The 16,080-nt window shown below is 70.2% G+C and carries 16 protein-coding genes; 10 read left to right on the plus strand and 6 right to left on the minus strand.

All coding sequences use genetic code 11. The annotated features are described in order from the left end of the window. The first annotated feature begins 45 nt into the window (after positions 1–45). Genes OHU74_RS27855 through OHU74_RS27865 form a run of 3 tightly spaced genes read left to right on the plus strand, consistent with a single transcriptional unit; the run spans position 46 to position 2,384 of the window. A complete protein-coding gene (locus OHU74_RS27855) occupies positions 46–1,053 on the plus strand; it encodes an ATP-binding cassette domain-containing protein (RefSeq protein WP_371618396.1) in 1,008 nt (335 codons plus the stop codon). Continuing rightward, entirely contained in the window at positions 1,050–1,838 is a 789-nt protein-coding gene (locus OHU74_RS27860; protein WP_371618397.1) for an ABC transporter permease, read from the plus strand. The genes OHU74_RS27855 and OHU74_RS27860 overlap by 4 nt, the downstream gene beginning before the upstream one ends. Continuing rightward, positions 1,839–2,384 carry a hypothetical protein gene (locus OHU74_RS27865; protein WP_371618398.1) on the plus strand — a complete coding sequence of 182 codons (546 nt, stop codon included), beginning with the start codon at positions 1,839–1,841 and terminating at the stop codon, positions 2,382–2,384. Between the two features lie 74 nt (positions 2,385–2,458). Here OHU74_RS27865 and OHU74_RS27870 read toward each other — a convergent pair whose 3' ends face one another. From OHU74_RS27870 to OHU74_RS27885, 4 genes are all read right to left on the minus strand, one after another. Beyond that, positions 2,459–2,926, minus strand: a complete 468-nt coding sequence (locus OHU74_RS27870) for a nuclear transport factor 2 family protein (protein WP_371618399.1) — start codon at positions 2,924–2,926, stop codon at positions 2,459–2,461. Positions 2,927–2,936: 10 nt separating this feature from the next. Then, positions 2,937–3,872 carry an NAD-dependent epimerase/dehydratase family protein gene (locus tag OHU74_RS27875; protein WP_371618400.1) on the minus strand — a complete coding sequence of 312 codons (936 nt, stop codon included), beginning with the start codon at positions 3,870–3,872 and terminating at the stop codon, positions 2,937–2,939. Positions 3,873–3,971: 99 nt separating this feature from the next. Next, on the minus strand, positions 3,972–6,743 hold the full coding sequence (locus tag OHU74_RS27880; protein WP_371618401.1) for an AMP-binding protein: 2,772 nt from the start codon (positions 6,741–6,743) through the stop codon (positions 3,972–3,974). 142 nt (positions 6,744–6,885) lie between these two features. Then, a complete protein-coding gene (locus OHU74_RS27885) occupies positions 6,886–7,143 on the minus strand; it encodes a hypothetical protein (protein WP_371618402.1) in 258 nt (85 codons plus the stop codon). 427 nt (positions 7,144–7,570) lie between these two features. On the opposite strand from OHU74_RS27885, the gene OHU74_RS27890 reads away from it, so the two are divergent. Next, positions 7,571–8,350 (plus strand): DNA-binding response regulator, encoded by a 780-nt coding sequence (locus OHU74_RS27890; RefSeq protein ID WP_371618403.1) that lies wholly within the window; start codon positions 7,571–7,573, stop codon positions 8,348–8,350. Positions 8,351–8,436: 86 nt separating this feature from the next. After that, a complete protein-coding gene (locus OHU74_RS27895) occupies positions 8,437–9,240 on the plus strand; it encodes a LuxR family transcriptional regulator (protein WP_371618404.1) in 804 nt (267 codons plus the stop codon). Positions 9,241–9,493: 253 nt separating this feature from the next. On the opposite strand, the gene OHU74_RS27900 is transcribed toward OHU74_RS27895, so the two are convergent. Both OHU74_RS27900 and OHU74_RS27905 read right to left on the minus strand, forming a co-directional pair. After that, positions 9,494–10,336 carry a LuxR family transcriptional regulator gene (locus tag OHU74_RS27900; RefSeq protein ID WP_371618405.1) on the minus strand — a complete coding sequence of 281 codons (843 nt, stop codon included), beginning with the start codon at positions 10,334–10,336 and terminating at the stop codon, positions 9,494–9,496. 73 nt (positions 10,337–10,409) lie between these two features. Further along, positions 10,410–11,102 (minus strand): hypothetical protein, encoded by a 693-nt coding sequence (locus tag OHU74_RS27905; protein ID WP_371618406.1) that lies wholly within the window; start codon positions 11,100–11,102, stop codon positions 10,410–10,412. 575 nt (positions 11,103–11,677) lie between these two features. Here OHU74_RS27905 and OHU74_RS27910 point away from each other — a divergent pair. The 5 genes from OHU74_RS27910 (at position 11,678) to OHU74_RS27930 (ending at position 16,041) form a co-directional block, all read left to right on the plus strand. Further along, positions 11,678–12,766: a polyprenyl synthetase family protein gene (locus OHU74_RS27910; RefSeq protein ID WP_371618407.1), complete on the plus strand. Its 1,089-nt coding sequence runs from the start codon at positions 11,678–11,680 to the stop codon at positions 12,764–12,766. Between the two features lie 76 nt (positions 12,767–12,842). Beyond that, entirely contained in the window at positions 12,843–14,399 is a 1,557-nt protein-coding gene (locus OHU74_RS27915; protein WP_371618408.1) for an acyl-CoA carboxylase subunit beta, read from the plus strand. Further along, positions 14,396–14,623, plus strand: coding sequence for an acyl-CoA carboxylase epsilon subunit (locus tag OHU74_RS27920; protein WP_371618409.1), 228 nt, complete (start codon positions 14,396–14,398; stop codon positions 14,621–14,623). Before OHU74_RS27915 ends, OHU74_RS27920 begins: the two co-directional genes overlap by 4 nt. A 193-nt stretch (positions 14,624–14,816) precedes the next feature. Then, positions 14,817–15,077: an acyl carrier protein gene (locus OHU74_RS27925; RefSeq protein ID WP_371618410.1), complete on the plus strand. Its 261-nt coding sequence runs from the start codon at positions 14,817–14,819 to the stop codon at positions 15,075–15,077. 175 nt (positions 15,078–15,252) lie between these two features. After that, positions 15,253–16,041 (plus strand): 4'-phosphopantetheinyl transferase superfamily protein, encoded by a 789-nt coding sequence (locus tag OHU74_RS27930; protein WP_371618411.1) that lies wholly within the window; start codon positions 15,253–15,255, stop codon positions 16,039–16,041. Positions 16,042–16,080 lie beyond the last annotated feature (39 nt).

Genomic DNA, 16,080 nt, shown 5'->3' on the forward strand with positions numbered 1-16,080 from the left:
CGCTTTCGGTTGCCGCATGTCACCCAACTGCGCGAGGAGGCTGGCGTGGAGTACGCCATAGAGACGCACGACCTTTCCAAGAGCTACGAACGCCACAAGGCGTTGGACGCACTGAACCTCGCGGTCCCCCAGGGAACGATCCTGGGCCTGCTGGGACCGAACGGCTCCGGCAAGACCACCACGGTCCGACTGCTGACGACCTTGCTGCGGCCCGACTCCGGCAGCTGCCGGATCGTGGGCCTGGACGTGGTCAAGCAGGCCAGGGAGGTGCGGCGCAACATCGGCCTGGCGGGACAGTACGCCGCGGTCGACGAGCGCCTGACCGGCCTGGAGAACCTCCGGCTGATCGGCACCCTCTACCACCTGGGCCGCCGCACCGTCCGCAGCCGGGTCGACGACCTGCTGGACCGGTTCAACCTGACCGATGTGGCGGACCGGCAGGTCAGGACGTACTCCGGAGGCATGCGCCGGCGCCTCGACCTGGCGGCGTGCCTGATCGCCGATCCGCCGGTGGTGTTCCTCGACGAACCCACGACCGGCCTGGACCTGATCAACCGCATCGCCATGTGGGAGCTCGTGCGCGAGCAGGCCGCCCGCGGTGCGACGGTCCTGCTGACCACCCAGTACCTGGAGGAGGCGGACCAGCTCGCCGACCGCATCGTCGTCCTCGACGGCGGCCGCGCGATCGCCGAGGGCACGCCCGACGAACTGAAGGTCGGCGTCGGCGGCGAGCGCCTGGAGGTGACCGTCGACGATCCGTCGCGCGCCCAGGGCGTCGCCCTCGCACTGAGCGAGTGGGGCATGGGGCCGGCCGTCATCGGCGAGGGCGGACGGCGCGTGTCCGTACCCGTGGACGGCGGCATCGACACGGTCGCCACCGCGGTCGCGGCGCTCAAGGGCGAGGGTGCCCGCATCGTCGACTTCAGCCTGCGCAAGCCCTCCCTCGACGACGTGTTCCTCAGCCTCACCGGGCACGGCACGCGCGCCCAGGAATCGGAGACGGACCCGGACCCGGAATCGGAATTGGAAGCGGAATCGGAGAACGCGGCATGAGTGAGGCAATCATCGATGGCTGGGCCCTGATCGGACGGCACATCAGGCACATTGTCCGGGTTCCGCAGAAATTGCTGTCCGTCACCGTCATGCCCGTGGCCTTCGTACTGGCCTTCGGATACGTGCTCGGCAGCGCCATGCAGGTTCCGGGGGTCGAATATCGCGAATACTTCATGGCGGGTGTTTTCGCCCAGGTCATGATTGCCGGAATGACGACCACCGGCGTGGGCATCTGCGAGGACCTGAGCAACGGGCTGATGGACCGCTTCCGGTCCCTGCCCATGTCCCGGTCCGCGGTCCTCATCGGACGGACCGTCTCCGACCTGCTGCTGTCCGCCATCGCCTGCGTCGTCATGTCGGCGGTCGGCTACGCGATCGGCTGGCAGATCCACGGGGGCTTCTGGAACAACCTGGCCGGCTTCGGCCTGCTCCTCCTGCTGGGATTCGTCGCCATCTGGGGCGGTGCGCTCCTCGGTCTGGCACTGCGCAGCGCCGAGGCGGTCAATGCCATCGGGGTCGTGATCGTCATGCCGTTCATGTTCCTGTCGAGCGCCTTCATCCCCCTCAACGGTCTGCCCAACTGGCTCCGCGCGGTCGCCCAGTGGAACCCGCTGACCGCGGTGACCGACGAGTGCCGCATCCTGTGGGGCAACTCGACCACGGCCAGGGGCGAAGGCTTCGCCGCCGAACACCCCGGCGTGGTGGCGCTCGTGGCCCTGGCCGTCATGTTCGTGGTGATCGTCCCTGCTGCCGTGCGCAGTTTCGGCAAGGCCACGGCCCGCTGAATGCCCGTCGAGGAGAGTGCCCCGACGCACCTGGACGAGGTGATGCCGCAATGGCACTTCCGCAAGCGGCGCCACCGGGTGCGGGTCGACGGATCCGGTGAGGCCGTGCTGCGGGCGGTCGGCGCGGTCACGTGGGCGGAGGTGCCGCTGTTCAGCTCGCTGCTGCGCGTCGCGTCCTTCGGCCGGGTGCGCCGCGATCCGGACCGGCCGGTGCTGGAGGAGTTCCTGTCCAACGGCTTCGTGGTGCTCAGCAGCAGCGACCGGGAGCTGGTACTGGGCGCGGTCTCGGGGGGCGAGCCGTTCCCCGAGGACCGCAGCGGCGACGCACAGCGGGACTGGTTCCTCGCCTACGCGCAGCCGCAGTCGACCAAACTCGCCTTCAGCTTCTGGTACGCCGACGGCGTCCTGAACACGGAGACCCGGGTGTTCGGCGCCGACGAGCAGGCCCGGCGCCAGTTCCGCAGGTACTGGACGCTGATCCGGTTCCCCGCCGGGCTCGTCCGCCGGGAGATCCTGCAAGCGGTCCGCCACCGGATCGGGTCGTGACGGTGCCGGCCCGCCGGGCCAGGATGCGCTCCTGGCCCGGGAGCCGGCCGGTTCCCTCAGGGACGTACGGGAGGTCAGCTCTCGATGAGCCGGCGCAGGAGGACGGTGTCGAAGATGTCCTCCATCCGGATGGCGCGGCCGCCGCTCAGCGTCCAGGAGTGCACGAAGCTCAGCCGTTCGGTCCGGCCGCTCACCGAGGTGACGTCGCGGAACCCGAAGACCACGACACGGTTGCCCGCCTCCACGAACTCCTGCGGATGCAGCCGCATGCCCGCCAGGAAGGAGGGCACCCGGGCCAGGAACGCCCTGACGCCGTCGTGGCCGTATTTGGTGCCGCCCAGACCGTAGTCGGCCATGCCGTCGGGGTGCACCCACAGGACGTCCGGGGCAAGGACGTCCAGGAGGGCCGCGGCGTCACGGTCGCGGAACGCGTCGTAGGCCCGCTGGATCAGCGCGCGATGGGCCGAGAAGCCGGTGGAGAGGAGGGAAACCGCGGTGTCGGAGTGCCGCTCCTGGAGCGCGGGGTACGGGTACGGGGACATCGCAGACTCCTCAGACGTGGGCACGCCGGCGGGCGTGGGCGGGGAAGTGGGCTTCGAGGGTCCGGCGGATGCCGTCCTGCCAGCCGACCGTGCAGGGGCCGGTCAGTGCGCGGCGCAGGGTGGGATCGAACTGGTAGGTCTCGCGGGTGACCGGACTCGGTACGAGGTTCGCCTCGACGCCCGTCAGCTCCTCCATGAACCGGATGCAGTCGGTGATGCCGACCGCTTCGTCCCCGCCCCAGTTGACGAGCCGGGCGGGGGCCTCGGCGGCCGCCCACAGGTGGGGCACCTGGGCCACCAGGTCGTCGGTGTGCAGCAGCGAGCACCAGTTCTGTCCGCTCACGGGGACCGCGATGGGCTCGCCGGCGAGCATGCGCTTGAAGTACAGCATCGGCACCCCGCCGTAACCGCCGGGACCGTAGGCGATGTTCAGCCGCGCGATGGTGGTCGGGAGGTCCAGTACCTGGGCGAAGGCGCGCACCGCGCCCTCGGCCGCGAGCTTGGCCACCGGGTAGGCGGGCAGCCAGTCGGCGACCGCGTCGACCGGGTCGTTCTCCCCGTAGCGGTGGTCCAGGGACTGCCGGGCGTACACGGCTCCGGTGGACACGTACAGGAAGGCCTCGGCGTTGCGGCAGTGGGTCATCAGCCATCCGGCGGCGACCGCGTTGACCTCCATGGCCGCGTTGAAGTCCCCGTCCTCCCCGCGGCGTACCGAGGAGTGGATGACGTGGGTGAAGTCGTCGGGGAGGTCGGCCAGCGCCGTGTCCGACAGGTCGTCCATGTCCCAGAACCGGGTGGTGATCGACCGTGCGTTGAGCTCCTGTTCGATGCCCGGCGTGCCGAACCGCCCCAGGCACCAGACTTCGTTGTGCTCGGCCAGTGCCTCGGCCACCGGCCGGGCGACCTGGCCGGTTCCTCCGGTCACGAGGATCTTCTTCCCTCTCATGGCCGGTGCCTGCTCCTTCAGATGCGTGCGCATCGTTCCCCCGTTGTGTGATTCATGGTCGGTACTTCGGCAATCGGTGGTTCGGTCCGCGGGTGACGGTCAGTGGTGGTCGTGGTGCCGGTCGGCTTCGCCCAGGGCCCGGTCGAGCTCCGCGCGCAGGATCGCCTGGAAGGAGGCCACGTGCCGGGGGCCCATGAGGGTGTAGTGCTCGCCGGGCACCTCGATGTAGCGGTTCGGCCCGGTGGTGTGCTCGTCCCACCGGCGCAGCTCCTTGGCCAGCCAGTCCTCCTTGGTGCCCCGCAGCGGGGTCGCGTAGAACACGCTGACGGAGGGCACCGTGCCGCTCGGCTCGTAGCCGCGGCCCAGGTCGGTGAGGGAGTCGGCCAGCTCCGCCCAGTTCCAGAACCGCTCGCGGTCCAGCTGGAGGGAGGCGATCCGCTCCGGCTCCGCCGTGTCCAAGAGCCGGGTGAGCTGCTCCTCCACGGGCAGGCCCCGCAGCAGGCCGGGCAGTTCCTGCGCCTGCTGCTTGTCGAGCAGCCCCAGGAAGAAGGCCAGATTGGCGGCGGTCTCGATGAAGTCGAGTTCTTCCATGCGGTACTTGATGTGGGGCGGCAGGTTGAAGCTGCCGACGAAGTCGACCCGTTCGCCCTGGGAGCGGAGCACCTTGGCGATCTCGAAGGCCACCGCGGCTCCGAAGGAGTAGCCGGCGACCGCGTAGGGCCCGTGCGGCTGCCGTGCCCGGATGGCGTCCACGTAGGAGTCGACCATCTGGTCGAAGGTCACGAAGGGCTTCTCGCCCTCGTTGAACCCCCGGGCGCGCAGGGCGTAGAACGGCCGGTCGCCCACGAAGTACTTGGCGAGGTTGACGAAGACCAGGACCTCGCCGACACCCGGGTGCACGCAGAACAGCGGGGTCTTGGTGCCGCCGGTCTGCAGGGGCACGATCGGGTCGTACTCCTCGGAGGCGGGCGGCTTCCGCTCGGTGAGCCGCGCGGCCAGGGCGCGGACCGTCGGCGCCTTGAGCACGGTGATGATCTCCGGGCCGCTGCCGCCGAGCCGCTGGGCCAGCCTGCTGCGCAGCCGCAGGATGTCCAGCGAGGTCCCGCCCAGTTCGAAGAAGTTGGCGGTGGCGCTGATGGAGCCGGGGTCGACGTCGAACATGTCGGCGTAGACCTCGGCGACGGCCTGCTCGATCGCGCCCTCGGGCGCGGCGTAGTGGTCGAGCATGCGCGCGGTCAGTTCGGCGACGGCGTGCCTCTGCGCGTCGTACGCGCCGGATTCGAACCGGTCGCGCATCAAGGACCGCTGGATCTTGCCGAGGCTGGTCTTGGGGAAGGCGTCCTTGGGCAGCGGCAGGACGAGTGCGGGCTTGAATCCCCAGTGGGCGACCACGGCGTCGCGGACGGCGCTCAGCACCCGGTACAGCGCGGCGCCCTCGCCCACCGGGCCCTGCGGGTGGAAGGCGATCACCAGCTGCTCGGTGTCGCTGCCGGCCGGGCGGACGGGGAACGCGGCCACGTAGGACCCGGCGACGCCGTCCTCGGTCTCCAGGACGGTCTCGATCTCGTGGCTGTGGTAGTTGACGCCGTTGACGATGACGCTGTCCTTGCTGCGGCCCACGAGCGAGAGCCGGCCCGCGTCGATGCGCCCCAGGTCGCCGCTGCGGAACCAGCCGTCGGCGGTGAACGCGTCAAGGGTGGCCCGCTCGTTGTTGTAGTAGCCGCGGGTGAGCACGGGACCGGTGAGCTGGAGTTCGCCCACCCGGCCCTCGGGGACCTCACGGCCGTCGGGGTCCGCGATCCGGATGCGTACGCCCTCGATCGGGGTGCCCAGGCTGGCGAACTCCCGGCCGCGGTCGATGTCGGGGAAGGCGGCCCGGGAGTAGACGCTGCCCGCGCAGGTCTCGGTCATGCCGAAGGCGGGCCACAGGGCGTCCCGCGCGAGACCGTAGGACGCGTATGCGTCGAGGAAGGCTTCTCCGGTGGCGCAGACCACGGCCTCGCCGCCACTGATGATCTGGCGCAGCCGGGACAGGTCGAGTTCCTCTCCCGTCTCCTTCAGCCCGTCGGCGGCGGAGTTGAGGTGGCCCAGCAGGAAGTTGGGCGTGAAGGTCATTGTCACACCGTGGCGCGATATGAGCCTCAGGAATTCCAGCGGCTCCCCGAGGACGACCGGAGCCTCCACGTGGAGCTGCCGGCTGCCGGTGGACAGCGGAAGCAAGTGGCACTCCAGGAGGGCGGCCACGTGGTCGAAGGAGACCCAGTTCAAGGTGGTGTCGGCCGCGGTGAGCCGGTGGTGGGTGTTCTTGCCGGTCATCGAGGCCAGCAGGTTGGCGTGGCTGAGCACGACGGCCTTGGAGTTGCCCGTCGAACCGGATGTCAGCATGAGGACGGCGGTGTCCTGGGGTGCGGCGCTGAACGGCCGTGCGGGCTCCCTCTCGTACAACTCGTCGAGCCGGAGCGTGAAGAGACGTTCCACCGGCGGGAGTTCCGCGGCCAGTGAGGCGCTGGTGACGACGAGGGGCTGGTCGAGCAGGGTGTCGACATGGGCCAGCTGGGCGGCCCAGCGCGGGCGGTCACCGCGCAGCGGCGCCATGGGGCAGGGTACGAAGCCGCCCAGCACGGCCGCCCAGAACGCGGTGATGAACTCCCGGGGCCGCTCGAGGATCAGTACGACCTTGTCCTGGGGCCGCAGCCCCTGCGTGCGCAGGGTGGTGAGCAGCCGCAGGGCGTCGTCGAGCAGTTCGGTGTGGCTCTGGTCGTGGAATCCCGCGGCCGAGCCCTCCGGGCAGTAGCGGATGGCGGAGTCGGGATGGAGCTGTGCGGCGCGCAGGAGCAGGTCGGCGACAGTCCGCGGTGCTGCGGTACTCAAGGGGTCTCTCCGTTGCCTCGGGACGTGATGGCCCGGTCGTCTTCGAAGGGGGATGAACGGCGCGTGCGTCGTGCTGTGGGCGGCGTGCGGGCCGTACTCCGCGGTGCCGCATTCGGGGCGTGGTCCAGGGTCGGGTGAAATCTCACCCCAACGGCGCTTGGAGAACCCCGGCCGGTGCGAGAAGGGCGATCGCCGACTGAGTGGTGTACTCCACTGCGGCCTTGGCCGACTTCATTCGCCGGGAAATTTTTTCAATCTCTGTACCACTGAGTAGTTCGGGGTCCGGGCGGCCGAACGTATCGAGCGGAATGCGTGAGTACTGCACGTGAAATCCGGCGGTGCCGGTGTCATGCGTGGTGGTGAGACGTTCAGGTGAGGTCTGCGTACGGCTTGTCGTCACGGCGTCACCGTAGGCAGGAAGGTGCCTCCGAGGGCCACCCTTTGGCCTCTTCCGGACTCCTCAACGACGGCAAGTGGCGAATGGAAAGCAATACGTGACCGAAACAGAAATCGGAGCTACCGCTTCCGGGGCGCCGCTGCAGCTTACTGACACCGGCCAACAGGCGGGCTCAGACTGCGGACTCGAGTTGCACTTGAGGTATTCGCCATGCAATGTTGATCGCCCGGAAGCTGGCGCGATCCGGCTGCTCGATCTAGTGTCTAACCGGTTCGAGTGGATTGCCGCCCGCCAGCGACCGCCACGGTTCTAAAACCTTTAATCTGCAACCAATTCTGAGGCTCGGGGTGACTCCCGATGTGGCCCGCTGGTGCAGAACGCCGGCGGGCCGGCAGGCAGGACCTGAACAACTCAACGGGGGACACAGGAAATGGATGTGGTAGTTGATCCGCTGGACCTGGACACGACGGGAGGATGGGCGGCCGGGGAACACGCCGCCCACCTGGAACATGCGCTGCTTCAGGCCAGGACCCTGATCGAGTCCACGGTCTCGATGCACCGCCGGCGCTCGGTGATTCCCTCACCGGTCGCGCGCAGCGGGGGTGCCCAGCTGGGCGATGTCATGGAGCAGCTGATCGGCCGGGGGCGTCACTCCGTCGCGATCGCGCTCAACGGGCCGGGCGAATTCGCCGAGTCGGCCCTGCGGTTGCTCGGGAAGAACCCGGCCCGGGCGACCGTGCGCGTGCTCTGCACGGCCGAGGCCGCGGAGGTTTCGGCGAACCGGCTCCACCGGCTCCCGGAGCCGAAGCTGGAGGTGCGGGTCTCCGACAGCGAACTGCGCGGGATCCTCGTGGTCGACGGCGTGGCGGCACTCGTCCCGGCCAACAGCCCGGGGAGCACGGGGCAGTTCGCCGTCGTGAACGACGCGGCCGCGGTCCGGGCCCTGGAACTGCTCTTCGCCGGCGCCTGGTCGGGCGGCCGCGACCTCGCGGACCACCTGCAGCTCAGCCCGCGCCTGCGTACGGAGCTCGTCCGCAACATCCTGGAGCGGCTGCGCGCGGGTCACACCGATGAGGCGGCGGCACGCGAGATCAATGTCTCATTACGCACCTACCGGAGGTACGTCGCGGAGATCATGCGCGAACTCGACGCCAACTCCCGCTTCCAGGCAGGGGTTCGTGCGGTCGAGTTCGGCCTTTTGTCTGCGTGACCAGGCACGACCGGGTGCCGGTGAGCCACCCCCCGCACAGGGGGGTGGCTCACCGGCACGGAGCCAATCGGGGAAAGCGGGAAGACGTGTCCGACCGACGCGAGGACGAACTGGAACAGGCGCTGCTCGAGGTGCAGGCGCTCATCGAGTCGTCCGTCGCCATCCACCGCGACCGCAGTGTCCAGGAGCAGTTGATCACCGCCGTGGACAGCAGCTACGGCGCGGTGCTCGACACCGCCCGGAATTTGATCAACGGGGCCGCCCGCAGCATCGAGATCGTCCATGCCCGGCGTCCGAGCGTCTCCGACCAGAGCGCGCGGCAGTCGGACCGGGTGGAGCGCGAGCTGCTCTACGGCGCGGCCGAAGGGGTCTGCGTACGCCTGCTGACCGTCCCGCCCCTGCTCGACGAGGAGTTCGTGCGTGAGCAGTTCGGCAGGGAGCGGCCGGTGGCGGTCCGCGTGGCGCGGATCCCCCCGCTGCAGGCGCTCATCGTCGACGGCAAGGCCGCCTTCGTGGTGGCGGAGTCCACGGTCGGGCGCCGGTCCTCCGTGATCCGGGTCCCGGAGGTGCTGCACACCCTCCACACCTTCTTCGAGAGCGTGTGGAGCGATGCGGTGCCCGCCGGCGAGCGCGTGGTCTTCGGTGACCCCGCCCGGGCCGCACTGGCCCAGCGCATCCTCGGTGCCCTGCAGGCCGGGGTCACCGACGAGGTCGCCGCGCGCGAGCAGGCCGTCTCCGTGCGGACCTACCGGCGCTACGTGGCCGAGATCATGTCCCTCCTCGGGGCGAGCTCCCGGTTCCAGGCCGGGGTGCGGGCCGCCGAACTGGGGCTGATGCCGCCCTCGGCGTCCGCGGCGGCCCGGACCCCGACGGGGCATCCGGACCGCTGAGCCCCTCCTCGTGTCCGCGAGGTGTCCCCGAGACCTCCTCGAGGGCGACGCCGGGAGTCTTCGTGTGACCGGGGGTCGAAGCGCACGGGGGTTTGCGCAGGTGACCCCCGGTCACGCACCCGGTCGGCCGCGTCGGGGGACACAGGGGGCCGGCCGGGTCAGGAGCTCTCCGCAGGGGACCGGAACGGTGGTCCAGCGGCGCCGAGCTCCTGCCCCATTCTTGATCGAAAAGGCCTTCCCACCACAACCACCGTTACAGGAAGGTGCCATTGCTCCCCTCGGGAGCATCCGTCCGTCCCTGCGCGCACCCGGCCTCCCGGGCAGCCTCCGGCAGGCCCCCGCGGGCTCCCAGGACGGGCAGCAGTCCGAGCTCGGCCGCGTGAAGACCCGCCTGGAAGCGGGAGTTCGCGCCCAGGGCCGTCATGATCTCCGCCACGTAGCGCCGGTACGTCCGCATGGACACCGACAGCTCACAGGCCGCCACCTCGTCCGCCATGCCGGCGTGCAGACACCGCAGGATCCGCCCCGCGAACTCCGAACGCGCCCGGTCGCCCCAGTCGATCCGGCCGGGCACGGGAGCGGCGCCGTTCCACACGGCCGCGAAGAGGGCGCTCAGCGCCCCCAGCACCTCGGTCCCCCGGGTGACGGACGCCTGTGGCCCGATGGCCGAATCGGCGATCAGCAGAGCGCTCCGGCCGTCCACGACGAGGGAGTCGACCAGGGGGACGCGGGCGATCCGGACGTCGAAGCCCTCGCTCGCCACGGGATGGTCCAGGTGCTCCCGCAGCCGGTCCCAGCCGGGCGCCGACCGGGCGAACAGCAGCCGTACGCGGACCGCGTCGCCCCGCGCGGCCACCAGCGAGCGCAGGAGTCCGGCGATGTCCCGGGAGCGGGTGGTGTGCTCGGCGAAGGAGACGTCCACCGACCGCCCGGCCCGGCCGATCAGTTCCCCGGCCGCCGCGAGCAGCGCCGTCTCGTCCGGTTCCACCGGAATGACGAGCGACTCCTCGGACTCCCTGTCCCGGCGCATGGCAAGCGTGTCCTCTATCAGGGCGCTGACCTCGAGGAGGGCCCGCCCGATCTCGTATTCCCTCACGCGTGGATCCGTACGGCCGTCGCTCCACGCCGCTCCCGCGGGCGGCCCTGATGCGGGGGTGTGCACGGCGGCATCACCCGTACCAGGGCATCAGCCCCAGCTCGACGGCCCGGGCACCTGCCTCGAAGCGTGTGCTGGCCCCCAGGGCCCGCATGAGCTCGGCCACATGACGGCGGTAGGTGCGCAGCGAAACCCGCATCTCCCGCGCCCCGGCGTCGTCCGTGAGCCCCGCGCCGAGATGGGTCAGGACACTGCGCGCCGTCTCGCTCCGGGTGCAGTGCCGCAGGCGGTCGTAGTCGGCCAGGGGCACGGCCGTGTCCCAGGCGCCGGCGAACAGCGACTCCAGCACCCGCACCACGGCGGGACTCCGTACGGTGGCATGGCAGGGACCGGGTCCCTCTCCGGGCAGGAACGCCACCCTGCCGTCCACGATGACGGCCTCCTGGGAGCGGGTCGTCGCCACTCGGGTCGAGGGCGCCATCCCGCTGTCCGACAGGGCGCGCACCGTCTCGCCGTCGGGCGGACCCGACGTGCACAGCAGCCGGATGACGAGCCCCCGGCGGCGCTGCTCGCCGAGGTCCGCCACGGCCGCGCACATGGCCCGCACCTGATCGCCACCGGCCGGCAGCACCATGCCGACGGACCACTGGGCGAGGGCGATCAGACGCCCCACCTTCCGGTCCGTGTCCATCGGCATGGTGCTGCCGGACGGTGGCGGCACCGACATGGCCGGGCCCTGGGCGAGGGCGCTCCCATGGGTGGACATACCCGATTCGATGAGCCCGTGTGCCTTGAACAGGGCGACCTCCAGGGCATCGAGGCCGCTCCCCGCCGCAGCGGGGCCGGGAGCCGCACGTTCTGCGAGGCCCCCCTTGTGTCGGGGGCCGGACGCCACCCATCGCCGGTTCACCGCTTCCACCACTTCCCTTCGTCGTCTTTCGAGGCCTAGGCCGTCTCTTTCGGATCTTGCCGGGTCCGCGCCGCCCGGCACCGCACCTCGCCGCACTGCCGGGCCACCCGAGTACGTCCAGTACGCGGGAGCCCCGGCAGCGCGCCGAGGCACGGCACCGGACGACGCGGACCTGACCGGCAAGATCCGAAAGAGACGGCCTAGGTCGATCAAGTTTTGCGCGCCGGCACGGAGGCGAAGGCTCCGAGTTTGATTGCCGACAGGTTGTTGACAGTCGCTCCGGAACTCCCGCCGGCAACCGGCCGGGTCCGAATGCCTTATGTCCTCTTGAGGACATCCGTACGGGTTTTCCTGTGACCGGCGGACACCGCGCTCCTACGGTTCAGCGGCGAGGGCCGTGACGATGGCGACGCGCCCCGAAGGAGGGGTGGATGTCAACGCTGACCGCAAGGGCCCGGGCCCGTTCGCTGGTTTCCCGGATCGTCGTACGGGAGGACGGACGCGAGAACGGACGCGAGAACAGACGCGGGAACCGACGCGAGAACAGGCTCGGGATCAGGCTTGAGAACAGGCTCTCCGCGAGCCTGGAACTGGTGGAGGAGCAGCTCGTCGCATGCGCCGCGCGGGCCTCCGATCCCTACGTGGCCGACGTGGTCGGCTATCTCGTCGCGGCGGGCGGCAAACGGCTGAGGCCGCTCCTCACCCTTCTGGCGGCCGAGTTCGGTGATCCACGGACACCGGGCGTCATCGATGCCGCCGTGATCTCCGAACTCACCCACGCCGCCTCGCTCTACCACGACGACGTCATGGACGTGGCCCGCATCCGCCACGGGGTGCCCAGCGCCAACGCCCGCTGGGGCAACTCCGTCGCCGTCATGGCGGGCAACTGGCTGCTGGCCACGGCCGCCCAGCTCTCCGCGGACCTCGCGCACTCGACCACGCCGCTGCACGCGCAGGCCGCCGAGCGCCTGGTGCGCGGCCAGATGCTGGAGCTCCTCGGGCCCTCACCGGACGAGGGCCCGCTGCCCCACTACTTCCGCGTGATATCGGACAAGACGGCGGCCCTGCTCTCCCACTCGCTCAGGCTCGGCGCGCTCCAGTCCGGAGCTTCCGCCGAAATCGGGGACGCACTCGCGGAGTACGGGGAACAGCTCGGGGTGGCGTTCCAGATATCCGACGACCTGCTCGACATCACCTCCTCGTCCGCACTGACCGGCAAGGAGCAGGGCAAGGACCTGGCGGTCGGCACGGCCGGCCTCCCCATCCTGCTCGCCCTCACCGGCGAGGACCCCCGCGACGACGCACTGCGCGCCCTGCTGAACTCCCCCACGGGGATCGCGGGCGCGGACCACCGCAGGGCGCTGGACCTCCTGAGCGGATCCGAGGTCATGGCCCAGGCCCGGGCGATCAGGGACGAGCGGCTCGACATGGCCCGCTCGGCCCTGCGTGGCCTGCCGTCCGGGCCGGCCCTGCGGGCCCTGGAGGCCCTGTGCGACGTCGTGGCCACCCGCACGAAATAGCCCGCACCCGCACCCCCGTCCGGGGTGGCGGCAAACGCCCGGCGACCTGTTCGCACGGCATGTAGGGAAGTGACTCATGAAGCTGGACGACAGCACGATGCGCGCGGCCGAGCTGCGACGGATCCGGGACGAGGCCGAACAGGGCAGCGCCAGGGCCACCGAACAGCAGCACGCCAAAGGGAAACTGACCGTCCGTGAGCGCATCGCGCTGCTCTTCGACGAAGGTTCCTTCCGGGAGGTCGAGACGTTTCGCCGGCACCGGGCCACCGGATTCGGGCTGGAGGACAAGCGGCCCCACACCGACGGCGTGGTGACCGGCTGGGGCACCGTGCACGGCCGCACGGTCTTCACGTACGCCCACGACTTCCGCATCTTCGGCGGCTCGCTCGGCGAAGCGCACGCCACCAAGATCCACAAGATCATGGACATGGCGCTCGCCGCCGGAGCTCCGCTGGTCAGCCTCAACGACGGTGCGGGCGCGCGCATCCAGGAGGGCGTCTCGGCGCTGGCCGGGTACGGCGGCATCTTCGCCCGCAACACCAAGGCGTCGGGCGTCATCCCGCAGATCAGCGTGATGCTCGGGCCCTGCGCGGGCGGCGCCGCCTACTCGCCGGCGCTGACCGACTTCGTCTTCATGGTCCGCGAGACCTCCCAGATGTTCATCACCGGGCCCGACGTGGTCCAGGCCGTCACCGGCGAACAGGTCACCCAGAACGGCCTGGGCGGCGCCGACGTGCACGCCGAGGTCTCGGGCGTCGCGCACTTCGCCTACGACGACGAGGAGACCTGCCTCGCCGAAGTCCGCTACCTGCTGTCGATGCTGCCGGACAACAACCGGCAGATCCCGCCGGCCGTCCCCGCCGGAGCCCCGTCCGACCCCTCGGGCGAGACGCTGCGCGGCCTGGTGCCCAGCGACGGCAGCCGCCCCTACGACATGCGCCGGGTCATCGAGGAACTCGTCGACGAGGGCGAGCACATGGAGGTGCACGAGCGCTGGGCGGCCTCGGTGATCTGCACCCTGGCCCGCCTCGACGGACAGGTGGTGGGCATCGTCGCCAACCAGCCGCAGTCGATGGCCGGGGTGCTCGACATCCACTCCTCGGAGAAGGCCGCACGCTTCGTCCAGTTCTGCGACGCCTTCAACATCCCGCTGGTCACGCTCGTGGACGTGCCCGGCTTCCTGCCGGGCGTCGACCAGGAGCACGGCGGCATCATCCGGCACGGCGCGAAGCTCCTGTACGCGTACTGCAACGCCAGCGTCCCGCGGATCTCGCTGATCCTGCGCAAGGCGTACGGCGGCGCGTACATCGTCATGGACTCCCGCTCGATCGGCGCCGACCTCTCCTATGCCTGGCCGACCAACGAGATCGCGGTGATGGGCGCGGAGGGCGCCGCCAACGTGGTCTTCCGCCGTCAGATCGCCGCGGCGGACGATCCCGAGGCCACCCGCCTCCAGCTGGTCAAGGAGTACAAGGCCGAGCTGATGCACCCGTACTACGCGGCCGAACGCGGCCTCGTGGACGATGTCATCGACCCCGCCGACACCCGCGAGGTGCTCATCGCTGCCCTCGCGATGCTCCGCGAGAAGCACGCGCCCCTGCCGGTGCGCAAGCACGGGAACCAGCCCGCATGACGGACACCCAGGGTCCTTCCGCCTCCCGCCCCTCCCTCGCCCTCCACATCGTCCGGGGACACCCGACCGACGAGGAGCTGGCCGCGGTGACCGCCGTACTCGCCGCCACCGCCGGCGCCCGTGACTCCCGTACGGCGCACAGCACTTCGGGCGCCCCGCGCGGTGCGCGATGGCCCGACCTCTGGCACGGCGGCCGTTCGCCGCGCTCCTGGGTCACCCGCTGACCCGGGCCACTTCTGTCCGCGAATTCGCCCCCCGGCGGGGTCGACTGCCGTGAATGGCACCTTGTGGACACGGAATCCGACGGGTTCGCCGATCCGGCTTAGTGTTTGAAGCGTTCGAAGGGAATGCGGGCCGGGTCGATAAGGATCCGCTCGCTCGTAATTGCTCGCCAGTACTCCGAAAAGGGAATGAAGAATGGCCATCACCGAAGTTGAGAACGCCCGCCTCGAGACCCTGCGCGAGATCGTCGCCGACATCCTCGAGATCGACACGGCCGAGCTGACCGACACGGGCCTGTTCGTCGAGGAGTACGAGGCCGACTCCCTGCGGGCCATCGAGATCCTGTCCCGCATCGACAAGGAGTTCGACGTCGAGGTGCCGCAGGAGGAACTGCCGCGCATGGACAACCTCCGACACGTCTACAACGTCGTCAAGGAATACGCGAAGTGGGCCTGAGCCCGAGGGCCCTGGTGACCGGCCCCGGACCGGTGTGAGATCGCACCGGAACCGTCCGGGAACCGGGGCCGCTCAGGCGCGGCGAGCCATGTGGCCAGGGTGCTGGGGCCCGGCTCGCCGCCCCCTTGGGGGCAAATGCCTCCAGCTCTGAAGCAGATTCCATACGGGTAAAGAGATGATGCAACCTTTCACTCCTGCGCTGGAGCGCAACAAGATCCGCGAGTCGGTCTTGACCGCAGTCGCAGCCCCGGAGCGCATTGCCACCGGTGAACTGCACGTGTGGTGGTGGAAGACCCCGGATGGCGCTGATCCGGCCGGGCTGCACCTGCTCGGCCCCGATGAACAGCGACGCGTGTCGAAGATGCGCAAGCCGCAGACGATCGCGGACTACATAACAGGTCGCACCATGGTGCGACGGATCCTCGCCGAGCTGCTCGGCGTGACGCCCGGCGAGATCGTCTTCGGGCGGCTCGCCTGCCCCGACTGCGGTGACCTCGGGCACGGCCCACCCACGGTGATCCGGCCACAGACCCCGCTGCGGATCAGCCTCTCCCGCACCGCCGGATGCGGCGTACTCGCCGTGGCCGGCTATCCGATCGGTGTCGATGTGGAAGGGGCCCGGTCCCTGGACGTGGACCTGCTCGGGTCGGTCGTGCTGACCCCCCGGGAGCGGGCCCTCCTCCTGGGGCGCGGCGATCCCCGGACCTCGCTCAAGACGTTCTACCGGTGCTGGACCCGGAAGGAAGCGATTCTCAAGGCAGTCGGGATCGGCATAGTCGCTCCGATGAATCGTCTGGACGTCCAGCCCGAGGTATTGGAACCGGTGACGGTAAGGGCCGGTGTCAGCGGGTCTCCCCGTCCCTGGCGCATCGAGGACCTGTCGCTGACCGAACCCTGGACCGCGGCGGTCGCCTATCCCGCGGGGATGAGCGCGACGGTACGGCTGGAGGAGATCGTCCCGTAAGGCCGCCGGATCGCGCGAGTGCGTACGTATCCGACCCAC

The sequence above is a fragment of the Streptomyces sp. NBC_00454 genome, assembly GCF_041434015.1.
Classification (GTDB): domain Bacteria; phylum Actinomycetota; class Actinomycetes; order Streptomycetales; family Streptomycetaceae; genus Streptomyces.